This window comes from Fontimonas thermophila (assembly GCF_900113085.1).
In the GTDB taxonomy this organism is placed as follows: domain Bacteria; phylum Pseudomonadota; class Gammaproteobacteria; order Nevskiales; family Nevskiaceae; genus Solimonas; species Solimonas thermophila.
On sequence record NZ_FOOC01000003.1, the window covers coordinates 219,300 to 241,820 of the forward strand.

The 22,521-nt window shown below is 65.5% G+C and carries 22 protein-coding genes; 8 read left to right on the plus strand and 14 right to left on the minus strand.

What is annotated here, in order from left to right:
• Positions 1 to 49: 49 nt before the first annotated feature.
• On the plus strand, positions 50 to 2,263 hold the full coding sequence (locus BMZ48_RS04310; RefSeq protein ID WP_091532267.1) for a molybdopterin oxidoreductase family protein: 2,214 nt from the start codon (positions 50 to 52) through the stop codon (positions 2,261 to 2,263).
• 20 nt (positions 2,264 to 2,283) lie between these two features.
• Here the strand turns inward: BMZ48_RS04310 and BMZ48_RS04315 are convergent, their stop codons facing one another.
• The 5 genes from BMZ48_RS04315 to ettA form a co-directional block, all read right to left on the minus strand.
• A complete protein-coding gene (locus BMZ48_RS04315) occupies positions 2,284 to 3,012 on the minus strand; it encodes a 16S rRNA (uracil(1498)-N(3))-methyltransferase (RefSeq protein WP_091532269.1) in 729 nt (242 codons plus the stop codon).
• A gap of 60 nt (positions 3,013 to 3,072) precedes the next feature.
• A complete protein-coding gene (locus BMZ48_RS04320) occupies positions 3,073 to 4,482 on the minus strand; it encodes an adenosylmethionine--8-amino-7-oxononanoate transaminase (protein WP_091532272.1) in 1,410 nt (469 codons plus the stop codon).
• A 7-nt stretch (positions 4,483 to 4,489) separates the two neighbouring features.
• A complete protein-coding gene (gene argA / locus BMZ48_RS04325) occupies positions 4,490 to 5,809 on the minus strand; it encodes an amino-acid N-acetyltransferase (protein WP_091532274.1) in 1,320 nt (439 codons plus the stop codon).
• 7 nt (positions 5,810 to 5,816) lie between these two features.
• Positions 5,817 to 6,596 (minus strand): ATP-binding protein, encoded by a 780-nt coding sequence (locus BMZ48_RS04330; protein WP_091532276.1) that lies wholly within the window; start codon positions 6,594 to 6,596, stop codon positions 5,817 to 5,819.
• Positions 6,597 to 6,834: 238 nt separating this feature from the next.
• Positions 6,835 to 8,499: an energy-dependent translational throttle protein EttA gene (ettA, locus tag BMZ48_RS04335; protein WP_091532278.1), complete on the minus strand. Its 1,665-nt coding sequence runs from the start codon at positions 8,497 to 8,499 to the stop codon at positions 6,835 to 6,837.
• A 125-nt stretch (positions 8,500 to 8,624) separates the two neighbouring features.
• Between ettA and BMZ48_RS04340 the strand changes: the two genes are divergently transcribed.
• Genes BMZ48_RS04340 through BMZ48_RS04350 form a run of 3 tightly spaced genes read left to right on the plus strand, consistent with a single transcriptional unit; the run spans position 8,625 to position 10,818 of the window.
• On the plus strand, positions 8,625 to 9,152 hold the full coding sequence (locus BMZ48_RS04340) for a DUF4124 domain-containing protein (protein ID WP_091532280.1): 528 nt from the start codon (positions 8,625 to 8,627) through the stop codon (positions 9,150 to 9,152).
• Positions 9,149 to 10,378: a threonine ammonia-lyase gene (locus BMZ48_RS04345; RefSeq protein WP_091532283.1), complete on the plus strand. Its 1,230-nt coding sequence runs from the start codon at positions 9,149 to 9,151 to the stop codon at positions 10,376 to 10,378. The genes BMZ48_RS04340 and BMZ48_RS04345 overlap by 4 nt, the downstream gene beginning before the upstream one ends.
• A 29-nt stretch (positions 10,379 to 10,407) precedes the next feature.
• Positions 10,408 to 10,818 (plus strand): hypothetical protein, encoded by a 411-nt coding sequence (locus BMZ48_RS04350; protein WP_091532285.1) that lies wholly within the window; start codon positions 10,408 to 10,410, stop codon positions 10,816 to 10,818.
• A 34-nt stretch (positions 10,819 to 10,852) separates the two neighbouring features.
• On the opposite strand, the gene gcvA is transcribed toward BMZ48_RS04350, so the two are convergent.
• From gcvA to BMZ48_RS04380, 6 genes are all read right to left on the minus strand, one after another.
• On the minus strand, positions 10,853 to 11,839 hold the full coding sequence (gene gcvA / locus BMZ48_RS04355) for a transcriptional regulator GcvA (RefSeq protein ID WP_091532287.1): 987 nt from the start codon (positions 11,837 to 11,839) through the stop codon (positions 10,853 to 10,855).
• Between the two features lie 63 nt (positions 11,840 to 11,902).
• The gene (locus BMZ48_RS04360; protein ID WP_200769513.1) at positions 11,903 to 13,039 is read right to left on the minus strand and encodes an acyl-CoA dehydrogenase family protein; all 1,137 of its coding nucleotides are present in this window, start codon (positions 13,037 to 13,039) and stop codon (positions 11,903 to 11,905) included.
• Positions 13,040 to 13,066: 27 nt separating this feature from the next.
• On the minus strand, positions 13,067 to 13,528 hold the full coding sequence (locus BMZ48_RS04365) for a DUF6265 family protein (protein WP_091532292.1): 462 nt from the start codon (positions 13,526 to 13,528) through the stop codon (positions 13,067 to 13,069).
• A gap of 59 nt (positions 13,529 to 13,587) precedes the next feature.
• On the minus strand, positions 13,588 to 14,490 hold the full coding sequence (locus BMZ48_RS04370; protein ID WP_091532295.1) for a carbon-nitrogen hydrolase: 903 nt from the start codon (positions 14,488 to 14,490) through the stop codon (positions 13,588 to 13,590).
• Positions 14,487 to 15,521 carry an agmatine deiminase family protein gene (locus BMZ48_RS04375; protein WP_091532298.1) on the minus strand — a complete coding sequence of 345 codons (1,035 nt, stop codon included), beginning with the start codon at positions 15,519 to 15,521 and terminating at the stop codon, positions 14,487 to 14,489. Before BMZ48_RS04375 ends, BMZ48_RS04370 begins: the two co-directional genes overlap by 4 nt.
• A 62-nt stretch (positions 15,522 to 15,583) precedes the next feature.
• Positions 15,584 to 15,916 carry a hypothetical protein gene (locus BMZ48_RS04380; RefSeq protein ID WP_091532300.1) on the minus strand — a complete coding sequence of 111 codons (333 nt, stop codon included), beginning with the start codon at positions 15,914 to 15,916 and terminating at the stop codon, positions 15,584 to 15,586.
• Positions 15,917 to 16,117: 201 nt separating this feature from the next.
• On the opposite strand from BMZ48_RS04380, the gene BMZ48_RS13270 reads away from it, so the two are divergent.
• The 4 genes from BMZ48_RS13270 to BMZ48_RS04395 all read left to right on the plus strand — a co-directional run bounded on the left by BMZ48_RS13270 (position 16,118) and on the right by BMZ48_RS04395 (position 20,563).
• Positions 16,118 to 16,240, plus strand: coding sequence for a hypothetical protein (locus BMZ48_RS13270; RefSeq protein WP_268762361.1), 123 nt, complete (start codon positions 16,118 to 16,120; stop codon positions 16,238 to 16,240).
• A gap of 62 nt (positions 16,241 to 16,302) precedes the next feature.
• Entirely contained in the window at positions 16,303 to 17,550 is a 1,248-nt protein-coding gene (locus BMZ48_RS04385) for a lipoprotein-releasing ABC transporter permease subunit (protein WP_091532302.1), read from the plus strand.
• The gene (lolD, locus tag BMZ48_RS04390) at positions 17,543 to 18,229 is read left to right on the plus strand and encodes a lipoprotein-releasing ABC transporter ATP-binding protein LolD (RefSeq protein WP_091532304.1); all 687 of its coding nucleotides are present in this window, start codon (positions 17,543 to 17,545) and stop codon (positions 18,227 to 18,229) included. Before BMZ48_RS04385 ends, lolD begins: the two co-directional genes overlap by 8 nt.
• A 36-nt stretch (positions 18,230 to 18,265) precedes the next feature.
• Positions 18,266 to 20,563, plus strand: coding sequence for a DNA internalization-related competence protein ComEC/Rec2 (locus BMZ48_RS04395; protein WP_159431083.1), 2,298 nt, complete (start codon positions 18,266 to 18,268; stop codon positions 20,561 to 20,563).
• A 30-nt stretch (positions 20,564 to 20,593) separates the two neighbouring features.
• On the opposite strand, the gene hisI is transcribed toward BMZ48_RS04395, so the two are convergent.
• The 3 genes from hisI to BMZ48_RS04410 form a co-directional block, all read right to left on the minus strand.
• Positions 20,594 to 21,082 carry a phosphoribosyl-AMP cyclohydrolase gene (hisI, locus tag BMZ48_RS04400; RefSeq protein WP_091532308.1) on the minus strand — a complete coding sequence of 163 codons (489 nt, stop codon included), beginning with the start codon at positions 21,080 to 21,082 and terminating at the stop codon, positions 20,594 to 20,596.
• A 65-nt stretch (positions 21,083 to 21,147) separates the two neighbouring features.
• On the minus strand, positions 21,148 to 21,567 hold the full coding sequence (locus tag BMZ48_RS04405; RefSeq protein WP_091532310.1) for a hypothetical protein: 420 nt from the start codon (positions 21,565 to 21,567) through the stop codon (positions 21,148 to 21,150).
• Between the two features lie 48 nt (positions 21,568 to 21,615).
• Positions 21,616 to 22,461, minus strand: a complete 846-nt coding sequence (locus BMZ48_RS04410) for a 6-carboxytetrahydropterin synthase (protein ID WP_091532472.1) — start codon at positions 22,459 to 22,461, stop codon at positions 21,616 to 21,618.
• Between the last annotated feature and the right edge of the window lie 60 nt (positions 22,462 to 22,521).

Genomic DNA, 22,521 nt, shown 5'->3' on the forward strand with positions numbered 1-22,521 from the left:
ATCCGGGCGTATGATCGGCCGACGGGTCACGGCCAGGAGAACGGCGGACATGGGCGAGCACATCCACTACCGGGCATGTCATTTGTGCGAGGCTATCTGCGGTTTGGAGATCAGAGTCCGCGATGGGCGTATCGTCTCGATCCGCGGCGATGAGGCCGATCCGCTGTCGCGTGGTCATCTCTGTCCCAAGGCGGTCGCGCTGCAGGATCTACACGAAGACCCGGACCGTCTGCGCCGGCCGCAGAAGCGGATCGGCGAACGCTGGGTGGAAGTCGGCTGGGACGAGGCTTTGGACGACATCGCCGACCGCCTCGCCGCGATCCACCGCGCACATGGGGCCAACAGCATCGCGGCGTATCTCGGCAATCCCAGTGTGCACAACTGGGGCACGCTGACCCACAGCAACGCTTTTCTCGGTTTGCTGCGCACGCGCAACCGTTACTCGGCGACCTCGGTGGACCAGCTGCCGCATCAGCTGGTTGCGTACTGGCTGTATGGACATCAGCTTCTGCTACCCGTGCCCGACATCGACCGCAGCCGCTACATCCTGATGTTCGGTGCCAATCCGATGGCGTCCAATGGCAGCCTGTGGACGGTGCCGGATTTCCGGCGGCGTTTGCAGGCGCTGCAGGCGCGCGGTGGCAAGCTTGTGCTGATCGATCCGCGGCGGACCGAGACGGCGCACGTGGCCGATGAGCATCACTTCATCCGCCCCGGCGCCGATGCCGCCGTGCTGCTGGCGATGCTCAACACGATTTTCCGGGATGGCCTCGCCCGGCCCGGTCGGCTTGCCGCGTTCACCGACGGGCTCGATGCCGTGGCGGAGCAGGTACGGCCATTCACGCCAGAACGCGCGGCGGTGATCTCCGGCATCGCCGCGGCCGATATCCGCCGCATCGCCCACGAATTCGCCACGAGCGAGGCCGCAGCCGCTTACGGTCGCATGGGTGTCTCCACGCAGGCCCACGGCACGCTGTGCCAGTGGGCACTGGCGATGCTCAACATCGCCACCGGCAATCTCGACCGTCCCGGCGGCATGATGTTTGCCCGTCCGGCGATGGATCTGGTCGAAGGGCCGATGAGCAAGCCCGGCCACTATGGCGCCTGGAGCTCCCGCGTACGCGGCTTGCCGGAGTTTGGCGGCGAACTGCCGGTTTGTACCTTGGCCGAGGAAATCCTGACGCCGGGTCCGGGGCAGGTGAAAGCGCTGGTGACGATCGCCGGCAATCCGGTGCTGTCCACCCCCAACGGCCGCCAGCTCGAGCAGGCGTTGTCGATGCTCGAATTCATGGTCAGCATCGACTACTACCGCAACGAGACGACGCGTTTTGCGCATTACATCCTGCCGCCGACCGGTCCGCTGGAGCACGACCACTATGACATCGTGTTTCACCACCTGGCGGTGCGGAACACGGCCCGCTACAACCCGGCAGTCTTCCCCAAGCCGGAGGGTCAGCTCCACGACTGGGAGATTTTTGCCCGCCTGGGCCGGCGCCTGCGCGCACGTCTGGCTCCCGGTGCGGACAAGCCGCTGCTGCACCGGCTCAAGGCGCGGGTTCGTGACGAGCTGATGGCGCGGATGCCGCCGCACCGCCTGCTCGATCTGGCGCTGCGCAGTGGACCGTACGGCAAACGTTCGGAACATCGTCTGTCGCTGGCGCGGCTCAAGGCCGCGCCGCATGGCATCGACCTTGGGCCCTTGCAGTCGGTGCTGCCGCAGCGGCTGTACGGAAAAGACCGGCGCATCCGCTGCCTGAACACAGTGCTCGTCGATGAGATCACGCGCTATGACGGCCTGCTCGCCGGGCAGGAGCACCAGGCGCCGGGTGCGGGCGAACTGTGGTTGATCGGCCGTCGCCATGTGCGCAGCAACAACTCGTGGATGCACAACGTGCAGCGCCTCGTCAAAGGCAAGCCGCGGCACCAGTTGCTTATGCACCCGGCTGATCTCGCCGCGCGGGGGTTGGTCGATGGCCAGCGCGTCTGTGTGCGCTCACGGGTCGGCAGTCTCGAGGTCGATGTACAGGCCACCGAGGACATCATGCCTGGCGTGGTGTCGCTGCCGCATGGCTGGGGTCACGCCCGCCCGGGTGTGCAGCAGCGCATCGCCCAGGCCCATCCGGGACAGAGCGTCAACGACCTCACCGATGATCGGTATTTCGACCGACTCTCCGGCAATGCGGCGCTCAACGGCATCGCGGTGACCGTCACCGCCGCCATGGCCAGCATCGCGCAGCCTGCGGCCGATATGCGCGCGGCTTGATTGCAGGTGCGGAAGGGACGTCAATCCCAGTCGCCCCACAGTGCCTGCAAGGCCGCCAAGGCCGCGACACCGGCGGTTTCCGTGCGCAGCACGCGCGGGCCGATGCGGATGCCGAGGAAGCCGCTGCGTCGCGCGTGCGCGAGCTCATCACTGCCGAGCCCGCCTTCGGGGCCTACCAGCAGGGTGACGGGACCATTCGGCCGCGCCAGCGCGCGCAAACCGTACCGGCCCTGCGGATCGAGCATCAGACGTTCACCGCAGGCGCGGTTCTCATCCAGCCATTGTGCGAGCAGTTGCACCGGCTCCAGATGGGGTAGGCGCGTGCGGCCGGATTGTTCGCAGGCGGCCACGATCACTCCGCGCCAATGCGCCAGCTTGCGCGCCCAGCGCTCCTCGTCGAGGCGCACGACACTGCGGCCGGACACCAGCGGCACGATGCGGCGCACGCCCAGTTCGACGGCTTTCTGCAGGCTGTAATCCATGCGCTCGCCCTTGCAGATGCACTGGGCGAGCGCCAGATCAAGCGGTGACTCGCGTTCGATGGCGCGATGCGCGCGTACCTGCGCCGTGGCGGCGCGCTTGGACACCTCGACGAGCACGGCCTCGTACTCCCCGCCACGGCCGTCGAAAGCGATGAAGGCATCGCCTTGGCGCATGCGCAGCACCTGGACGAGATGACGGAACGCCGATTCGGGCAGTGCCAGCTGTGTGCCCTCGGCAAGCGGTGTCTCGAAATAAATCCGTGTCATGCACGTCTACCCGCTGCCGGTGGTGAGGGAATCCGCATCGGGCATCGGGCCGATCTGGAGTCAGTCCCGCGTCGCCTCGCGGACCGCCGCGAGCGCGATCGTGCAGAGCTGCTCGATCTCGCGCGGGGTGATCACGTAAGGCGGCATGAAATAAATGACGTTGCCGAGCGGGCGCAGCAGGACGCCGAAATCCGGATGCGCGCTCAGCGCGTGGCGGTAAGCGCGCAGCCCGCGCCGTTCGCTGGCGGGATAGGGTTCCTTGCTGCGGGCGTTGCGTGCCATTTCGATCGCCAGAATCATGCCCTGCTGGCGCACCTCGGCGACATGTGCGAGCGCGCGCAGCTCCGCGGTCTGACGCCACATGAGCTCGGCGAGCAGGCGGTTTTGGGCCAGCGGCTGTTCGGATTCGAACAGGTCGAGCGTCGCCAGCGCCGCGCGGCAGGCGATCGGATTGCCGGTATAGGAATGCGAGTGCAAAAAGGCCTTGCCCTCGCGGTAATCGGCGTAGAAAGCGTCGTAGATCTCGTCACGCGTGAGCGTCGCCGCAAGCGGCAAGGTGCCGCCGGTCAGACCCTTGGAGATGCACATGAAGTCCGGAGTGATCCCCGGCTGGGCATCGGTTGCGCGTGGATCCGGGGGTGCCCAGTCGCAGCCCCACATCCGTCCGGTGCGGCCGAAGCCGACGGCGATTTCGTCGGCAATCAGATGCACGCGGTGGCGCGTGCACGCCTCGCGCAGCAGACGCAGGTACAGTGGGTGGTACATGCGCATGCCGCCAGCGCACTGCACCAGCGGCTCGATGATCACCGCACAGACCTCGTCGGCATGACGCGCCAGGGTTTCTTCCATCAGCCGAAAGCGCTGACGCGTGTAGTCCTCCCAGCTCTGGCCGGGTGCACGTTCGTAACAGTCGGGTGAGGGTACGTAGATCGGCTGCAGCAGCAGCGGCGCGTAGGTGTCGCGGTAAATGCTCGGCCCGCCCATCGCCAGGGCTCCCAGCGTCTCGCCGTGGTAGCTGTTGGTCAGGGCGATGAAGCGCGTCTTGCGCGTGCACCCGCTGTTGCGCCAGTAATGGAACGACATCTTCAGCGCGACTTCGATCGCCGATGAGCCATTGTCGGCGTAAAAGCAGCGGGTCAAGCCCGGCGGGGCGAGCTTGACCAGGCGCTCGGCGAGCTCCACTGCCGGTTCGTGCGTGAAGCCGGCGAGCAGCACGTGGTCGAGTGTGTCGAGCTGTTGCTTGAGTGCCGCGACGATGGCCGGATGGCGATGGCCGAAGATATTGGTCCACCAGGAACTGATTGCGTCGAGATAACGGCGGCCGTCGAAATCGGTGAGCCAGACGCCCTCGGCCGAGCGGATCGGGATCAACGGCAGCTCGGGGTTGGCGCCGGCATGGTCGCGCATCTGCGTGCACGGATGCCAGACATGCGCCAGCGAGCGTTGTTTCAACGCGTCGTTCAGACTCATCGCGGTCCTACAAATCCTTGATCAGCACCAGCGAATTGCGCTGGTAGTTGTAGATGCGCTGCTTTTGTACCGGCAGGGCTTCGACGGTCGTTTTGCGAAAGCCGTGTTCGATGAACCAGTGCGGGGTGTGGGTGGTGAGGCTGAACAGTTGCTTGAGTCCGAGCTGGCGCGCCTTGGCCTCGATGCGCTTGAGCAGGGCGGCTGCGCGCCCGGCGCGCCGATAGTCGGGATGCACGGCGACGCAGGCCAGTTCACCCATCTGGTTCTGCGGGAATGGAAAAAGCGCTGCACAGGCAATCACCAGACCATCGCGCACGATGACGTTGAAGTGTGTGATGTCGAGTTCCAGTTGCTCGCGCGAGCGCGGCACCAGGATGCCCTGCTGTTCGAGGGGCTGGATCAGCGCGAGCACGCCGCCGACGTCCTCGATCGTCGCATCACGCGTCGCTTCGTAGTCCGGATCGGCGTACAGCATCAGGCCGACGCCGTCGCGCGTGTACAGTTCGCGCAGCAGGGCGCCGTCGTCGTGGCCGACGAGATGCACGCGCTTGACCCCGCCGCGGGTGGCGGCGAGCGCGGCTTTGAGATAGGTGCGGTCGAGTTCGGTCAGCCGTGCGTCGTCGGCGAGCAGGCGTTCGCCTTCGGCTTGCGAGAGCTGGCCGGCGTCCCCCGCGTCTTTGGCAAGCCGCCATTGATCCGGGTTGGTGGGTGTGACGAACACGAGCTTGTCGGCACCCAGCGCAATGGCTGCAGCGGTGGCGACATCCTCGGCACGCAGATTGAAGATCTCGCCGGTTGGTGAATAGCCGATCGGCGAGAGCAGGGCGATGCGATCCTGATCCAAAACCTGGCGGATCGTATCGACGTCGATGCGGCGCACCTCGCCGGTGAATTGATGATCGACACCGTTGCGCACACCGAGTGGCCGTGCGATGAGCCAGTTGCCGGATGCGACACGGATGCGCGCCCCTCCCATCGGGCTGGAGGCCAGCGAGGTGGATAGCCGCGCTTCGATATCCATGCGCAGCGCGCCCGCGGCTTCCTTGACGCATTCGAGCGTGGCGCGGTCGGTGACGCGCACGCCGTCGACGAAACGCCGTTCGAGCCCGCGTGCTTTGAGCCGCGCGTCGATCTGCGGGCGCACGCCGTGCACGAGCACGAGCTTGACGCCCAGGCTGTGCAGCAGCGCGATGTCGTAGATCAACTGGTCGAAATCCGCGCGCTCTGCCGCCTCGCCGCCGAAGGCGATGACGAAAACACGCCCGTTGTGGGCGTGTACATAGGGCGCGCAGCCGCGCAGAACGGCAACGAAATCCGCAGGTTTCATAGGGGGATTATAGGGCCGCTTTAGCGCAGCGCCCGGCCCAGTGGCGGGCGAACTGGCTGGCCACGCGGCCGCTGCGCGACGCCCGTTCCAATGCCCAGCGCAGCGCCGATTTTTCGGTCTCTTCGGTCCATTGCGGGTATCCCAGGATCCGTAGATGCAGGCGGACCAGCTCCAGGTAGCGTTCCTGGTCGAATGGCTGGAACGACAGCCACAGGCCGAAGCGTTCCGACAGCGAGATTTTCTCTTCGGTCGATTCGCCTGGATGCAGCTCACCGTCGATCCAGTGGTACTCGTCGTTCTCGCGGCGCAGCTCGGGGATCAGGTGGCGGCGGTTGGAGGTTGCGTAGATCAGCACGTTGTCCGGCGGTTCCTCGACGCCGCCGTCGAGTGCGGTCTTGAGCTCGGTCAGCGCGGGATCGTTCGCGGCGACGGAGAAATCATCCACATAGAGAATGAAGCGCTCGCGCTTGCCGCGCAGCGGGGCGACGATTTCCGGCAAGTCGGTCAAATCGTGCGGATGGACCTCGACGAGACGCAAGCCGCGGTCTGCGAAGACCCCGAGCATCGCCTTGACCAGCGAGGACTTGCCGGTGCCGCGGGCGCCGGTGAGCAGTGCGTGATTGGCCGGCCGGCCTTCGACGAAGCATTGCGTATTGTCGAGCAAGGCTTGCTTTTGCCGGTCGATGCCGAGGAGCTGGTCGAGCGCGACGTGCTGGGGATAGAGGATCGGCTGCAGATCGCGGTGACGCCAGCGATAGGCGTAGATCGTGCCGTCGGAAGAAATCATGGCCCAAGCAGGAAACGGACGGACGCGCAGCGTAGCCGAATCCCGACCGCGATGCTGGGCGGGCAGCGATCGTCACACCGGATCGGTCGCTCCAGGGCTCATCCGGTCAGGAATCGATAAAAAATCTGGCCGCCCATAAAGGCGGGCGATGCGCGGTGCATCGTTCTTCACGGGAGGTTGGGTTGACCCATGCGAATCCGCGGCAAGGATTGTGCACGCGACATCGGGGCGTTACGGGCTACGCCAGCTTCTTGTGCCGGGCGCGGCGGTTGACACCCGGTTCGCAGCCGGTGCGTCTGCGGAAATCCTCCTCGTAATCGCGGTAGTTGCCCTCGTGCCAGACCACTTCCCCGGAATCTTCGAAGGCGAGAATGTGCGTGGCGATGCGATCGAGGAACCAGCGGTCGTGCGAGATCACCAACACGCAGCCGGCGAAGTCGAGCAAGGCTTCTTCCAGTGCGCGCAGGGTTTCGACGTCGAGATCGTTGGTCGGTTCGTCGAGCAATAGCACGTTGCCACCGGACATCAGCAGCTTGGCCAGATGCACGCGGTTGCGCTCGCCGCCGGACAGTTCCTTGATGCGCTTGTTCTGGGCTTCGCCCTTGAAGTTGAAGCGCCCGATGTAGGCGCGGCTGGGCATTTCGTAGCTGCCGGCGCGAATGATGTCCTGGCCGTTGGCGATTTCCTGGAACACGGTTTTTTCGCCATTGAGCAGATCGCGCGACTGATCGACATAGGCGAACTTCACGGTCTCGCCGATGATGATCTCGCCGGCATCGGGTTTTTCGTGGCCGAGCAGCATGCGGAATAGTGTCGTCTTGCCGCGGCCATTGGCGCCGATGATGCCGACGATGGCGCCGCGCGGGACGGTGAAGCTCACGCCTTCGTAAAGCACGCGATCACCGTATTGCTTTTTGAGGTCGCGCACCTCGATCACCTTGTCGCCCAGGCGCGGGCCGGGCGGGATGTATAGTTCCTTGGTCTCTGCGCGTTTCTGGAATTCAGTCGATGCCAGTTCCTCGAACGCCTTGATACGGGCTTTCGATTTGGCCTGACGGCCCTTGGGGTTCTTGCGCACCCACTCGAGCTCTTCCTTCATGGCTTTGAGGTGGGCATCCTCGGCTTTTTGTTCCTGCGCAAGGCGCCGCTCTTTCTGTTCCAGCCAGGATGAATAATTGCCCTGCCAGGGGATGCCGTGGCCGCGGTCGAGTTCGAGGATCCAGCCGGCGACGTTGTCGAGGAAATAGCGGTCGTGGGTGACGGCGATGATCGTGCCGGGAAAGTCCTTGAGGTATTTCTCCAGCCAGGCCACCGACTCGGCGTCCAGATGGTTGGTCGGCTCATCGAGCAGCAGCATGTCCGGTTTGGACAGTAGCAGCCGGCACAGGGCGACACGGCGGCGCTCGCCGCCGGAGAGCTTGGTGACGTCCGCGTCCCACGGCGGCAGATTGAGCGCTTCGGCGGCCTTGTCGAGCATCACCTCCAGACTCTCGCCGTGGCCTGCGTGCAGGATGGCCTCCAGCTCCTGCTGGCGCGCGGAGAGCTTCTCGAAATCGGCGTCCGGCTCGGCGTAGGCGGCATAGATTTTCTCCAGTTCGGCCTGCGCCTCGGCGATGTGCGCCAGCGCTTCCATCACATTGCCGCGCACGTCCTTGCTCGGATCGAGCTGCGGCTCCTGCGGCAGGTAGCCGATCTTGATGCCCGGCATCGGCCGGGCCTCGCCGTGATAATCCTTGTCCACCCCGGCCATGATGCGCAGCAGCGTCGATTTGCCGGCACCGTTGTAGCCGAGCACGCCGATCTTGGCGCCCGGGAAGAACGACAGGGAGATGTCGCGCAGGATTTCTTTCTTGGGCGGCACGGTCTTGCCGACCCGGTTCATGGTGTAGACGTACTGGGACATGGGAGTTGCGGAATCCGTCGGGAAAGCGGGGCGACGTGCGGCGCGCCATTCTACCGGATCGCCACGCTCCGACGACCGAAAAATCCCCCCATGCGCCCGGTGCCGGCAGAACCCATAATGTGCGCATGCTCTGTGCCTGTGCACCGCTGCGTCTTGCTGCCGTCGGGGTCGTGACGATGCTGCTTGCTGCCCCTGCGGCACCGGCCGAGATCTATCGGTGCGAGGACAAGGGCCATGTCCGCTTCACAGATCGCCCCTGTGACGCGCAGGCCGAACCGGTTGAGTTGCGTGCGCCGATCATCGTGCCGGCCGAGCCACACCCGGATCTGCTGGGCGACTCGGATAAGAAAAGCGCGGCCCGGCGCAAGGCGCGCGATGCCGCCGACGCCGCCTGGGTCAAGGACTATACGGCGCGCAAGGCTGCCGAGGAGCGCATCCGCCACGGACGCATGACCCGCACCGTGGTCGAAGGCATGAAGCCAGATGACGTGCGCCGTCTGCACGGCGAGCCCGATGTCGTGACCAAGAGCCGCGGCGGCAAGACCGAACGCGAGACCTGGCGCTATACGCTCGATGATGGCACCCAGCTACACGTGACCTTCACCGGCGGCGCGGTCAGCGCCGTGCGCACACGCGAATCGAAGAAACCATGATGGGCGTGACCTTCGATGATGTCCGCCGTGCGGCGGTGACGATCGCCGGAAGGGTCGTGCGCACGCCGTGTACACACTCGCGGGTGCTGTCGCAGATCACCGGCGCCGAAATCTGGCTGAAGTTCGAAAACTTCCAGTTCACCGCCTCGTTCAAGGAACGCGGCGCGCTCAACAAGCTCGCCAGCCTTGCCGATGCCGAACGCGCCGTGGGGGTTGCGACGATGTCGGCCGGCAATCACGCGCAAGGAGTGGCCTACCACGCGGCGAATCTGGGGATCAAAAGCGTCATCGTGATGCCGCGCAATACCCCGTTCACCAAGGTGCGCAACACCCGTGAACTGGGCGGCGAGGTGATCCTGCACGGCGAAACGCTTGCTGATGCGCAGGTTTTCCTCGAATCGGAGCTGATCGCCAAGCGCGGCATGACCCTCGTCCATCCTTACGACGATCCTCTCGTCATCGCCGGGCAAGGCACGGTGGCGCTGGAGATGCTGGAGCAGGTGCCGGCACTCGATACCCTCGTCGTGCCGATCGGTGGCGGCGGATTGATCTCCGGCATGGCGATCGCCGCGCATGCCCAGCATCCCAGGCTGCGGATCATCGGTGTCGAATCGGCCGGCTACGCCTCCGCCTACGCGGCGATTCATAACGAGGCCTCGGCAGTCAAAGGGGGGCAGACCATCGCCGAGGGCATTGCCGTCAAGAACATCGGCCGGCTCACCATCGAAATCATCCGCAGTCATGTCGCCGAACTGATCCGCGTCGAGGAGCCGGCGATCGAGCGCGCGATCGGCCTGCTCGCGGGGATCGAGAAAGTCATCGTCGAAGGCGCCGGTGCGGTCGGACTGGCCGCACTGCTCAGCGATCCGGTGCGCTTTGCCGGGCGCAGGGTCGGACTGGTGCTCACCGGCGGCAACATCGACACGCGGCTGCTGGCCTCGGTGCTGTTGCGCCAGCTCGTCCACGAGCAGCGCCTGATCTCGCTGTCGATCGACATCGAAGACCAGCCGGGTTTTCTCGCGCGCGTGGCCGGCCGCATCGGCGAATCCGGCGGCAACATCGTGCAGGTGCACCACGAGCGTCTGCACCGCGGTCATGCCAAGAATGCGACGCTCGAAGTGCTGGTCGAGGCCCAGGACGAGGCGCACGCCCGGCAGATCTTCGACGACTTGCAGAACGCCGGTTTTTCCGTGCGCAAGGGCGCCGGCGGTATGGAATTCGAGTAAGCCGTCCTCTCTGCCAGCGGAGCAATACCGTGGCCGGTACCGTCAGCCTCTACGACTCTGCCTTCAAGCGCGCGCGGGTTGTCCGCCAGGGCGATCTGACCCAGGTGATCATCGACGGCGGCGGCGCCTTCGTCGTATCGACCCAGGAGTTTTTGCAGGTGCGCAAGTGGGCGCAGTCGAAGGCCGGGTCGCAGAACGTGATCACCGATCGGGGCCGGGTTTTTGAGCAGTTCACCGTGCTGATCGCGCGGCCCGGCACGCAGGCGGCCACGCGCGGCCATCGCGTGCAGTTGGAGAAGCTCGCGGACGCGATGAAACAGGCCGGCTACGACCTCTCCGAATGGGCGTTGCCACCCGAGCTCAAGCACCTGGGGCGGCCGCTCCCGGATGCGCCAGGTGGCAAGAAAGACGCAGACGCTGCGGCAGACAGCGGGCCGTAGGCCGCACACCGGGTCGTGCCCGGCCGGGGGAGGACTACAGCGGAATCCAGCGCAGCGGTTCCAGCCCCCCGAGCGGACGGGCCCAGACCTCGGCCTGGGCTTCGGCGAGCAGCCAGTCGCGGAAGGCCTGCACTTCCGGCGCCGCTTGCAGGGCGTGGACGACGTAATACGAGGCGCTCATCGTCAGGCTCAGCGAAAACGGCATCGTCAACCGGCCGCGGCTGAGTTCGCGCGCCGCCAGCACCGGTACGCCGAGCACGACGCCCATGCGGTCGGCCGCCGCCTCGATCGCGAGCGAGATCTGGTTGAACACGGGGCCGCGCCGGATCTCGATGTCCTCGATGCCGGCAGCCTTGAACCAGTCGCGCCAGCCCGGCCAGCCGATGTCCATCTGGGCGACATCGTTGCGCACGTGTAGCAGCGTGTGATGGCGCAGGTCGCGTGGTTCGCGCAGCGGATGACGGCTGTCGATCAGCGCCGGGTTACACATCGGCGTCGAATACAGCGAGAACAACTTGTGTACCGAGTAGCCCGGGTAATGGCCGTCGCCGAACCGGATTGCGATGTCGCAGCCCTGGAACAAGTCGTCGGGCCGATCCGAGGCGCGCAGCACCGCATCGGACATCGTCGGCCGTGTCGCGAGCTGGAGTTCTAAGTCCGGGTAGCGGGCCTGGAACTCCCCCAGCCGCGGCAGCAGCCAGTTCGATCCAAGCGCCTGCGGTGCGCCGATCACCAGCCGGTTGCGGCTTTCGCGCTTGCGCGCCTCGATCCGGTCGATGGCCGCTTCCAGCTCGCGAAAGGCCTGGGTCAGGCGTGGCAGCAGCTCGGCGCCGGCGGGCGTCAGCTCCAGACGACGCGGCAGGCGGCGGAACAGCTCCACCCCAAGCCTTTCCTCCAGCAGCTTGATCTGCTGACTGACGGCCGCCGGTGTGACAAACAGCTCTTGCGCGGCTTTTTGCACGCTCAAGTGACGGGCCGCTGCTTCGAAGGCACGCAAGGCATTGAGCGGAGGCAGGCGCATGGCTGTGATGATGTCGTCGTCGGCCGGATCGCGGAGGCGATGACCGGTGTCCGGCGGCGGTTCTCAGCGCCCGACCAGCGAGCGCGCGATGACCTCCTTCATGATTTCGGAGGTTCCGCCGTAAATGCGCTGGATGCGCGCATCCGCCCAGTAACGGGAGATCGGGTATTCGGTCATGTACCCATAGCCCCCGAACAGCTGCAGGCAGGCATCGGTGACGCGGCCTTCCATTTCGGTGGTCGCGAGCTTGACCATTGCGGCGGTCGGCACGTCGAGCGTGCCCTGCGCGTATTGCGCCGTGCATTTCTCGACGAAGGCGCGGTGCACCTCGATGTCCGTCTTGCAGCTCGCGAGCACGAAGCGGGTATTCTGGAAACTCGCGATCGGCTGGCCGAAGGCCTTGCGCTGGGTCACGTATTCGATCGTTTTCTCGAGCGCGCCCTGGGCGTGGCCGACCGCGGATACCGCGAGCACCAGGCGTTCGCGCGGCAGCTCGTCGATCAGATGGCCAAAGCCGCCGCCGATACGGCCCAGCACCTCGCTTTTGTGCACGCGCACGTTGTCGAAGAACAGCTCGGAGGTGTCCGCCGCCTGCAAACCGGCTTTCTCCAGATTGCGGCCGCGCTTGCAGCCCGGCAGGGTGGTGTCGACGGTGAACAGGGTCGTGCCCTTGGCGCCGGCCTTGGGGTCGGTTTTGGTCGCAAGCACAATCACGCCCGCGTTCTGGCCGTTGGTGATGAAGGTCTTGGAGCCGTTGATGATGTAATAGTCGCCATCGGCAATGGCCGTGGTCTTGATGCCTTGCAGGTCGGACCCCGCTCCCGGCTCGGTCATGCCGATCGCCCCGATGCACTCGCCGCGGGCCATGCGTGGCAGATACTTGCGCTTCTGCTCCTCGGTTCCCAGGTGCAGGATGTAAGGCGCGACGATGTCGGAATGCACGGTGAGATTGGAGGCCAGCGCCAGAAAGCCCATGCGCGCGGCTTCTTCGACGACCACGCAGGAGAATGCAAACGGTGCGCCCATGCCGCCGTATTCCTCCGGCTGATCGACGCACAGCAGGCCTGCGTCCCCCATGGCCCGGTAGAGATCCTTGGGCAGGATGCCGTCTTTCTCCCACTGCTCGTAATGGGGTTCGACATGCGCTTTGAGGAAGCGGATGACGGTGTCGCGGAACAGCTGCAGTTCTTCGTTATGCATGATTGGTCTTAGCGAGAAGATGGGAAATCACGGACAGGGCCGGCGTTTCATCGGGAAGTTCAGGCGCATGGTCTGACCGTTGGATTGACCCTCGATGCGGGCATTGAGGGCATCCGGAGGCACGAATTCGTAACTGATGCGCGAGGGAAAGGCGTTGTCGGGGTTTTCGAAGACCGCGCGCGTGCCGTCGGCGACGATGCTGTTGAAGCGGACTTCGTTTTCGCCTTGCGGCAGCGCGATGTAGTCGAAGCCGCCGCCGCTGGTGACGATGCGCATGAATTCGAATTCGCGGGTAAAGCCGTCGGCGATGCGGCGCGACACACCGACAATGTTGTTGCCGGTCGGGGCGCTCCACATTTCCTCGTAGCGGCCGTTGTCGGTGTCAAAGCCCCAGCAGCCGGCCAGCCACTTGAATTGATCGACGCGTGCGGCTTCGGCGTGCACGACGGTGCTTGCGAGTAACGCAGCGATGGCAGTGATCCGATGCATGGCCAATCTCCGGTGCCGGGTGCGCGCTGCAATGATACCGGCGCGCGCGGCAGCGGGGGTTAGTCGCGGTAGCGTTTGAGCAGATCGCCGTAGGCGTCGATGCGGCGGTCACGCAGGAACGGCCACCAGCGGCGCACGTTCTCGCTGCGGGCAAGATCGAGGTCGACGACGAGCAGAGCCGGATCCTCGCCGGCGGCGGCGAGGATTTCGCCCTGCGGCCCCGCGGCGAAGCTGTGCCCCCAGAACTGCGCGCCCGGCCACTGTCCGGTGGGATCTGCCTCGAAGCCAACACGATTGGCGACCAGCACTGGCAGGCCATTGGCGACGGCGTGCGCACGCTGGATCGTGATCCAGGCATCACGCTGGCGCGCGCGTTCCTCGGCGCTGTCCTGCGGATTCCAGCCGATTGCGGTCGGATAGAGCAGCAGTTCGGCGCCGGCGAGCGCCATCAGGCGCGCGGCCTCTGGATACCACTGGTCCCAGCACACCAACACGCCGAGCGTGCCCAGACTGGTTCTGACGGGCTGGAAGCCGCCGCGGCCATCGATGGGTGCATCGCCAGGGGTGAAGTAGAACTTTTCGTAGTAGCCCGGATCGTCCGGAATGTGCATCTTGCGGTAAGTGCCGGCGATGCGGCCATCGCGGTCGAACACCACGGCGGTGTTGTGATAAAGCCCTGGCGCACGGCGTTCGAACAAACTGCCCACGATGACCACGCCCAGCTCCGAGGCAAGCGCGGCCAGGAATTCGGATGAAGGCCCTGGAATCGGTTCGGCCAGGTCGAACAGCTCGGTCGATTCGTGCTGGCAGAAATAAAGGCTGGTGTGCAGCTCCTGCAGCAGCACCAGTTGCGCACCCTGCGCCGCGGCTGCGCGGATGGCGGTTTCGGAGGTCTTCAGGTTGGCTCGGGCATCGTCGGTGCAGGCCTGCTGCACGATGCCGGCACGAAGGATTTTGCTCATGCGGGCGCGCTGGGAATCTGCATGGTCACGCAGTGCAGGCTGCCATACTGCTGAATCAGCGGCCGGCAATCAATGCCGATGATCTCGCGCTGCGGAAAACAGCCGCGCAGGCGCTCCAGGGCGATGGCATCGTGTGCATCGGCGTAGGTCGGCACCAGCACCGCGCCGTTGATGATCAGGAAATTCGGATAGCCGGCGGGGAGGCGGCGGCCATCGGTATCGAAGATCGGATCGGGCAGCGGCAGCGGCACCAGGCGGTAGGGTGCGCCGTCGCGTGTCCGCAGCGCGCGCAGCTCCGCCTCCATCGCCTTGAGCGTTTCGTAATGCGCATCGCTGCGATCCTCGCAGGCTTGATAGGCAATCGTGCGTGCATCGCAGAAACGCGCGAGTGTGTCGATGTGGCCGTCGGTGTCGTCGCCGATCAAATCCCCATGCCGCAGCCACAGTACGCGCTCAAGACCAAACCAATTCTTGAGCTTTTCTTCGATCTGGGTTTTGTCGAATTGGGGATTGCGGGTCGGCGCGAGCAGGCAGCGTTCCGTGGTCAGCAAGGTGCCGTGCCCGTCCGACTCGATCGCGCCTCCCTCGAGAACGAAGTCCACGGATTCTACCGGCGCACTGAGCGCGCCGCGTGCGGCCAGACATCGGGTGATCTGGTTGTCCAGATGGGCCTCGAACTTGTTGCCCCAGCCATTGAAGACGAAATCGAGATGGACGGGGCTGCCATTGCGAAAGACCGTGATCGGACCGTGGTCACGGGCCCAGACGTCGTTGGCGGGCACGCACTCCAAGCGCAGGCGCTGCGGTGGTACGCCGGCATCGACGAGACGGCGACGCAGGGACTGCGCGTCCTCGCCGCAGGCGATGATCAGCGGCTCGAAGCGCGTGATCGCCACAGCGATGGCGATGAAGCACGCCTCCACCGCATCGAACTGCCGGGCGAAATCACCGTCTGGTCGCGGCCAGGTGAGCTGCACGGCGCTCTGGGGTGCCCATTCGGCAGGCAGCACGGTCGTCGGGGATGGCGTCATCGCGGGTGTACCAAACGAAACGGGGCGCCGATGCGCCCCGGTGCTCAAAAGCGGCGCGGATTTTACGGAGCGGTTTTCAGTTCGTCCACGTGGTGCAGTGGTGCCGGCGCATCCCGGACGACGACGTCGATGACCCAATTCTGTTCGAAGAACACCGACCAGCCCGGGTAATCCCAGCGGATGATGGGCGGATGGCGCGGGCTGCCGCCGCCAGCCGGTGCGTGGCGGACGGTCGGTTCGCCGTAGGCCTTGAGCACGGCGGCTTGGGACATCCCGCGCTGCGGCAGTTCGGCAGGGACCGCGGCGCTGCCGGGCAGTGCCAAAACTTCCGCATATCCGGCAGCAGACAGTGCCGCAACACCAATCGCTGCAAACCAGCGGAGAACCTTGTGCATGGGCAAGCGAGTCAGGAAAGTCGCAGGCCGACTATAGCACCGTGATCCATTCCGCAACACCGCTGCGGTCATCCCGATTGGCGGGAGCTGTGGATGGGCTAATCTCGCACCGCAAGACTAACCATCGATTATCTCGCTGCCGGGATCGCCCGTTTAACCGATGTTTCCGCAAGCGGGCAATCGCCGACCCTTGGTGTGCCGGTGGAGGTGCTGTTCTACCCGGCAAGCTGGCTCGAACTCGCCATCCACGGCAATTTCAATCCGGACAGCGATTTCGCCGGCGTCACGCTCGCCATCGCCTTTGGACGGGAGCGCGCCCGCTAATCATCGTCTCTTCTGGGTGCGGGGGCCGATTTTTGCGCGGCTTGTGGTCTAATTGCGCGCGCATGCACCATCCATATGAACTCTACGCCGGTTTGCGCTATACGCGCGCCAAGCGGCGCAACCACTTCATTTCGTTCATCTCCTTGGTGTCGATGCTCGGCATCGCCATCGGTGTGACGGCCCTGATCACCGTGCTGTCGGTGATGAACGGTTTCGAACGCGAGTTGCGCACCCGCATCCTCGGCATGGCTTCGCACGCGACGATCTCGGCATTCCGGGGCGGTTTGGACAACTGGCGCGCAGTCGCCGAGCAGGCTGCACACCATCCACAGATCGCTGCGCTGGCGCCCTACATCGAGGGCGAGGGCATGGTCAAGATCGGCGGCGAACTGTCGGGCACGCTGTTGCGCGGCATCCTGCCGGAGGAGGAAATCCGGGTATCGGACATCGGCCAGCACATGAAAGCCGGTTCGCTCGACACGCTTACGCCGGGGTCCTACAACATCGTGCTCGGGTATGAACTGGCCACCGCGCTCGGTGCGACCCTGGGCGACAAGATCGACCTGATGATTCCGCAGGCGAGCGTGACGCCGGCTGGCGTTTTGCCGCGCTTCCGCCGTTTCACCGTCACCGGCGTATTCCGCGTCGGCATGTATGAATTCGACCGCGGGCTGGTGCTGATTCATCTCGCCGATGCGCAGGCGCTGCTGCGCATGGGGGAATCGGTGACCGGCGTGCGCTTGAGGCTGCACGATCTGTTCGACGCGCCGCGTGTCGCGCGCGAGCTCGCCGGCGAACTGCCGGGTATGTACTACGTCAACGACTGGACGCGCAGCCACGCCAATTTCTTCCGCGCCGTGCGCACCGAGAAAATGGTCATGTTCATCATCCTGTCCCTGATCGTCGGGGTTGCGGCGTTCAACATCGTCTCGACGCTGGTCATGGTGGTGCAGGACAAGCAGGCCGACATCGCCATCCTGCGCACGCTCGGCGCCACCCCGCGTTCGATCATGGCGATCTTCATGGTCCAGGGTTCGATCATCGGGGTCGTCGGCACGCTGCTCGGTGTCGCCGGCGGTATCGCGCTCGCGCTCAATGTCGAGAGCCTGGTGCCTTTGCTCGAACGGCTCACGGGGCAGCACTTCCTGTCGCCCGACGTTTACTACATCAGCGACCTGCCGTCGGAACTCAAATCGACGGATGTCGTGCGTATTGCTGCACTGTCATTGAGCCTGGGTCTGCTGTCGACGCTGTATCCGGCCTGGCGCGCATCGCGGGTGCAGCCGGCGGAGGCGCTGCGCTATGAGTGATGTGGTCCTCAGGGCGCAAGGCCTGTGCAAGACCTTCGACGACGGTCGGCTGCGTCTGGAGGTGCTGCGCGGAATCGATCTCGAGGTGCGGCGCGGGGAGCGCATCGCCATCGTCGGTGCGAGCGGCACCGGCAAGTCCACGCTGCTGCACTGTCTGGGCGGGCTCGATGCGCCGACCGCAGGCGAGGTTTGGGTCGGTGGCGAGCGCATGTCGGCGCTCAGCGATGCGGCGCGCGGCCGTTTGCGCAACCAGGCACTCGGCTTTGTCTATCAGTTCCACCATCTGCTGCCCGAGTTCACGGCGCTCGAGAACGTGGCGATGCCGCTGTTGATCCGGCGCACGCCCGAGCGCGAAGCCTACGCACGGGCGCGGGCACTGCTCGAGCGCGTCGGGTTGGGCGAACGTACGCGGCACAAGCCCGGTGAGTTGTCCGGCGGGGAGCGCCAGCGCGCCGCCGTGGCGCGCGCGCTGGTCACACGGCCGGCCTGCGTGCTCGCTGACGAGCCGACCGGCAATCTCGACCGCAAGACCGCCGAGCGCGTGTTCGAGTTGATGCTCGAACTCAACCGCGAGCTGGGAACCAGTCTCGTCGTCGTCACGCACGACCTGTCGCTGGCACAGCGCATGGAGCGGGTGCTGACGCTGGATGCAAATGGTTTGACGCGCGTAACCTCATAAAGAGCCGCTGCGCGCGGTTTGGAGCAGGGAGGGGATGTGGACGCAGCCGTAGCGGGCCACTGCCGCCGTGCGCATGAGCCAGTCGATGTGCGGCTGCTCGTGCTGGCGCTGAGCGCCGGTGTGCTGGCTGTACTGATGCTGCCGCGGCTACCACCGGCGGCCGTGCTCGCCGCGCTGGCGCTGCCGGCTCTCTGGCCGTGGCGCGGGCGCAGTCTGTGGGGGGCTTTTGCCCTCGGCGTCCTCGTCTGTAGCTGGCAGGGACAGCGGTATCTCGATGCGCGCTGGCCGGCCGATCGCCATGGCGAGATCCTGTGGGTGGACGGCACCATCGCATCATTGCCCGAACGCCGGCCCACCGCGGAATCCGGGCGTTCCGACTGGCGGTTTGTTTTTGCGCCGCACTCTTCCGCGCTGCCGCGGCGTCTGCGCGTATCCTGGTACCAGAGCGATGAGATCGTGATGGCCGGCGAGTGCTGGCGCTTGCAGCTCAAGCTGCGCGCTGTGCACGGATCGCTCAATCCGGGAGGGTTTGATTACGAGGGCTGGCTGCTGCGCGATGGCATCGGCGCGCTGGCAACGGTGCGCGAGGCACACCGGTGTGAGGACGGCGATCGCGGGCATTGGATTTTGCGGCTGCGCCAGCGCATCGTCGATCGCCTGCGCGCCGAACTCGGCGATACGCGTGCCGCCGCTCTGGCGGCAGCCCTGACCGTCGGCGACACCTCGGGTCTGCGCGATGCGGATTGGCGCACGTTCCGTGTGACGGGCACGACGCATTTGATCGCGATCTCGGGCTTCAATCTCGCGATCGTCGCCGGTTTTGCCTTCTTTCTGCTGCGCTGGGGCTGGTCGCTGTGGCCGCGGCTATGCCTTGCGCTGCCAGCGCAAAGGTTTGCGCTGGCCGGTTCAGGGGTCGTTGCCGTGGGTTACGCCTTGCTCGCCGGTTTCGAGGCGCCGGTGACACGGGCGCTGATCATGCTGCTGGTTCTGATCGCATCGGCGGCCGTGCACCGGCTGCATGAGCCGACCCGGGCACTAGCCTATGCCTGGGGGTTGATTTTGTTGTTCGATCCGTTCGCGGCCCTGTCACCGGGTTTGTGGCTGTCGTTTGCGGCCGTCACTGCGATTTTCTACGTGAGCCTCGGGCGGCTGCGCGCCGAGCGGCCATGGCTCCTCGCGTTACGCGTGCAGTTGTTTCTTGCACTCGCGCTGATCCCGCTGGGGCTGTACTTCTTCCACGGACTGACCTGGCTTGCGCCATTCGTGAACCTGATCGCGGTGCCGCTGGTTAGCGTGCTGACGCCGTTATTGCTGATCGCACAGCTCGGTTTTGCGGTACACGAGGCCGCGGCTCCGGTACTGCATGCCGTTGGCTGGGTTCTGGAGCAGGGTTACCAGATGCTGGCGTGGTGCGTCGCGCATGCGCCCGCGGCGTGGATTCCGGCGAGTCCGCCGCTGCCGGCGCTGCTCTTGGGGCTTTTCGGCGCGGTGCTGGTGTTCTTGCCGCGGGGCGTGCCGCTGCGCGCACTGGCCGTCCCCTGTCTTGCGGCGCTCGCGCTGCCGCGCAATGTGCCCGTCCCGGGCGGACTTGAGCTGACCGCGCTCGATGTCGGCCAGGGTAGTGCGATCGTCGTGCGCACGCGCTCGCACACATTGTTGTTCGACGCCGGTCCGGCTTACGAAGAGGGCTTCGATGCGGGCCGTTCCGTCGTGGCACCGTATCTGCTCAAACAGGGGATCCGACGCCTCGATCTGCTGATCGTTTCGCACGGCGACAACGATCATGCCGGTGGGGTTTCCGCGGTGCGGGAGCTGCTCGATGTCCGGGCCGAGATCGGATCGGAGACGGGCAAGCCCTGCATGGACGGTCAGTCGTGGGATTGGGATGGTGTGCACCTGCAGCTGCTGCATCCGGATGGGCGGCCTTGGTCGGACAACGACCGCTCCTGCGTGCTGCGCATCGACGGTCCGTTTTCCATACTGCTGCCCGGCGACATCGAGCGCCGTGCCGAGCGCCGCCTGCTCGACATGCATCGGCCGCGCCTGCGTGCGGATGTGTTGCTGAGCCCGCATCATGGCAGCCGCAGTTCGTCGGGCGCTGACTTCGTGAGCGCGGTGCAGCCGCAGATCGTCGTGCACACGGCCGGCTGGCGCAACCGCTTCGGCCATCCGCGCGCCGAGGTCGTGGCCCGCTATGCGGCCATCGGCGCGGCCCAGTACATCACCGGGGTCGAGGGCGCGGTGCACATCGGCCGCGATGCATCCGGTCGCCTACGGGTTGTCACCTGGCGGCAACGGGCGGCGCGCTGGTGGAACGCTCCGGCAGCGCCATGACCGGCCACAACGTCCGCCGCTGCGGATGATTCAGAGTTTCGTCGGGTTCGGCGCGTCGCCGTAAACCGCCTTGGGATCGAAGGTTTTTTCGGTTTCCTCGAAGCGCAGTGGACGCACTTCCGGGCCGGGGCCGACCGGCACCGAGCGATAGAAGCAGGAGCGGAAGCCGACGTGGCAACTTGCATCGCCGACGACATCGACCTTGAGCCAGACTGCATCCTGGTCGTCGTCGATACGCAGCTCCACCACCTTCTGCACAAGGCCGCTGGTTGCGCCTTTGTGCCAGAGCACCTGGCGCGAACGCGACCAGTAGTGCGCTTCGCCGGTGACGATCGTGCGCTTGAGCGCCTCGGCATTCATGTAGCCGAGCATCAGCACTTCCCCGGTCTTGGCTGCGGTGGTCACACAGGGGATGAGGCCGTGTTCGTCGAATTTGGGGGCGAGTTCATGGCCTTCCTCGACCTGTTCGACGCTGACGCGCTTGAAAAAACGGACTTCGGGCGGGGTGTCGGCGGCCATCGGCGGGCGGCTTGGGGTTGTAAAAAAGGGGCGCTTTTATACCACAAGCGGCCTGTCGTGGACTTTTAGCGCGGCTTGGGGGCGAAGCGGTCGATGATTTTGCCGGCCATACCCCTCGGTTTATCCGGGGAGCGGGGTGAACCCTCGGGGCCGGGTCCCGGATCGCGGGGTGGACGGCGCACGGGGCCGTCATGATCGGCATCGGGCCGGTCACGGTAAACCGGATACGGGGTATAGACCGGATAGGGGTAGTAATAAATCCGGTCGCGATAGTAGAAGTAGTCGGGATAAGCGTAGCGGTACGGACGCACGCCATAGGGGCCGTCGTAGTCGTAGGGGCCCCAGTACCCCGGAACGATATACGGATCGGTGCGGTAGCCGACCGGTCCGCCCGTGTGCATCGGCTGGCTGGCGCAGCCGCCGAGCAGGAGCGCTGCCAGCAGCAGCGGCAAGATGCGGTTCGTGTGGCGGATCGGTGAAGCCATGGCACCAGCCTGGCAAAAGCCGATGAATCCAGTCTGAACGTGCGTCTGTCATCCGATTCTGGCCTGGGCCGATGCGCCTTTCATGATGCCCTCGTAGGCGCGCACGGCGACCGTTTGGCCAGGGCGCTCGTATGCCAGGCGCCGTGCGAGGTGTTCGGCGATGCGCTCGACGGTGCTGTCGCCATCGAGCAGATCCACATGCGTTTCCGGCAGCGCCAGCTGATAGTGCCCTTCCGCTGCCCGGTAAGCAAAGCGGATGCGGCCATTGCCGCGCGCGACGATGTCCTCGCGCGTGCCCAGGTAAATATCGAGCCAGCGGTGTGCGACTGCGCGTTCCAGCGAGGGGTCACGCACGCCATCGACGCAGACCTCGATTTTCGAACGGTGACCGTGGGCGATGCGCTGGCAGGCGCCGCGGTGTTTCTTGAGACCGTGCACGTAGTGGTAGTAGGCCCCATCGATACGCTCATGGCGCAGCAGCACGCGCAGCGTGCCGACGTTGTCGGGCAGCACGGCGCGCAGACGGGGATGCAGATGCGCGGATACGGTTTGAGCGTCGATCTCGGCGGTATCGACCAGAGTCACGGCCACGCGCGGCGAAAGATGTTCGATGACCCCGATGTCGGAGCGGAACACCAGATGCAGGTCTTCGCCATCCTCGGTGAGCTGTAGTTCAGGGGCAGCGGCGGGGACGAGCAGACGGTGATCGACGCTGCGGTCGATGACCTGCTTGCAGCGGCGCTTGAGTTCGGCGAAATCGAGCAGCATCGATTCAGCATCCAGATGGCCCTCGAGTTCGACATCGACGATCCAGCTTTCCCCGACGAGTCCGCGCGCTGCGTCGAGATAAGCGCAGTCGATCACGGTCAGCTGTTCGACGAAAAGGCAAGTCATATGCGGCAAGCGGCGGGTCCGGGGTGCGAAGATCTGCAGCACGGTCTGGAGATTGGGCCG

Coding starts and splice junctions, on each gene's coding strand:
- BMZ48_RS04330 (WP_091532276.1), bottom strand. CDS start 6,596: ATGATTTCTTCCGACGGCACGATCTACGCCTATCGCTGGCGTCACCGC.
- BMZ48_RS04370 (WP_091532295.1), bottom strand. CDS start 14,490: ATGAGCAAAATCCTTCGTGCCGGCATCGTGCAGCAGGCCTGCACCGAC.
- BMZ48_RS04380 (WP_091532300.1), bottom strand. CDS start 15,916: ATGCACAAGGTTCTCCGCTGGTTTGCAGCGATTGGTGTTGCGGCACTG.
- BMZ48_RS04340 (WP_091532280.1), top strand. CDS start 8,625: ATGCTCTGTGCCTGTGCACCGCTGCGTCTTGCTGCCGTCGGGGTCGTG.
- BMZ48_RS04320 (WP_091532272.1), bottom strand. CDS start 4,482: ATGAGTCTGAACGACGCGTTGAAACAACGCTCGCTGGCGCATGTCTGG.
- gcvA (WP_091532287.1), bottom strand. CDS start 11,839: ATGCGCCTGCCTCCGCTCAATGCCTTGCGTGCCTTCGAAGCAGCGGCC.
- BMZ48_RS04360 (WP_200769513.1), bottom strand. CDS start 13,039: ATGCATAACGAAGAACTGCAGCTGTTCCGCGACACCGTCATCCGCTTC.
- BMZ48_RS04345 (WP_091532283.1), top strand. CDS start 9,149: ATGATGGGCGTGACCTTCGATGATGTCCGCCGTGCGGCGGTGACGATC.
- BMZ48_RS04410 (WP_091532472.1), bottom strand. CDS start 22,461: ATGACTTGCCTTTTCGTCGAACAGCTGACCGTGATCGACTGCGCTTAT.
- BMZ48_RS04385 (WP_091532302.1), top strand. CDS start 16,303: ATGCACCATCCATATGAACTCTACGCCGGTTTGCGCTATACGCGCGCC.
- BMZ48_RS04375 (WP_091532298.1), bottom strand. CDS start 15,521: ATGACGCCATCCCCGACGACCGTGCTGCCTGCCGAATGGGCACCCCAG.
- hisI (WP_091532308.1), bottom strand. CDS start 21,082: ATGGCCGCCGACACCCCGCCCGAAGTCCGTTTTTTCAAGCGCGTCAGC.
- BMZ48_RS04310 (WP_091532267.1), top strand. CDS start 50: ATGGGCGAGCACATCCACTACCGGGCATGTCATTTGTGCGAGGCTATC.
- lolD (WP_091532304.1), top strand. CDS start 17,543: ATGAGTGATGTGGTCCTCAGGGCGCAAGGCCTGTGCAAGACCTTCGAC.
- BMZ48_RS04365 (WP_091532292.1), bottom strand. CDS start 13,528: ATGCATCGGATCACTGCCATCGCTGCGTTACTCGCAAGCACCGTCGTG.
- argA (WP_091532274.1), bottom strand. CDS start 5,809: ATGAAACCTGCGGATTTCGTTGCCGTTCTGCGCGGCTGCGCGCCCTAT.
- ettA (WP_091532278.1), bottom strand. CDS start 8,499: ATGTCCCAGTACGTCTACACCATGAACCGGGTCGGCAAGACCGTGCCG.
- BMZ48_RS04405 (WP_091532310.1), bottom strand. CDS start 21,567: ATGGCTTCACCGATCCGCCACACGAACCGCATCTTGCCGCTGCTGCTG.
- BMZ48_RS04315 (WP_091532269.1), bottom strand. CDS start 3,012: ATGACACGGATTTATTTCGAGACACCGCTTGCCGAGGGCACACAGCTG.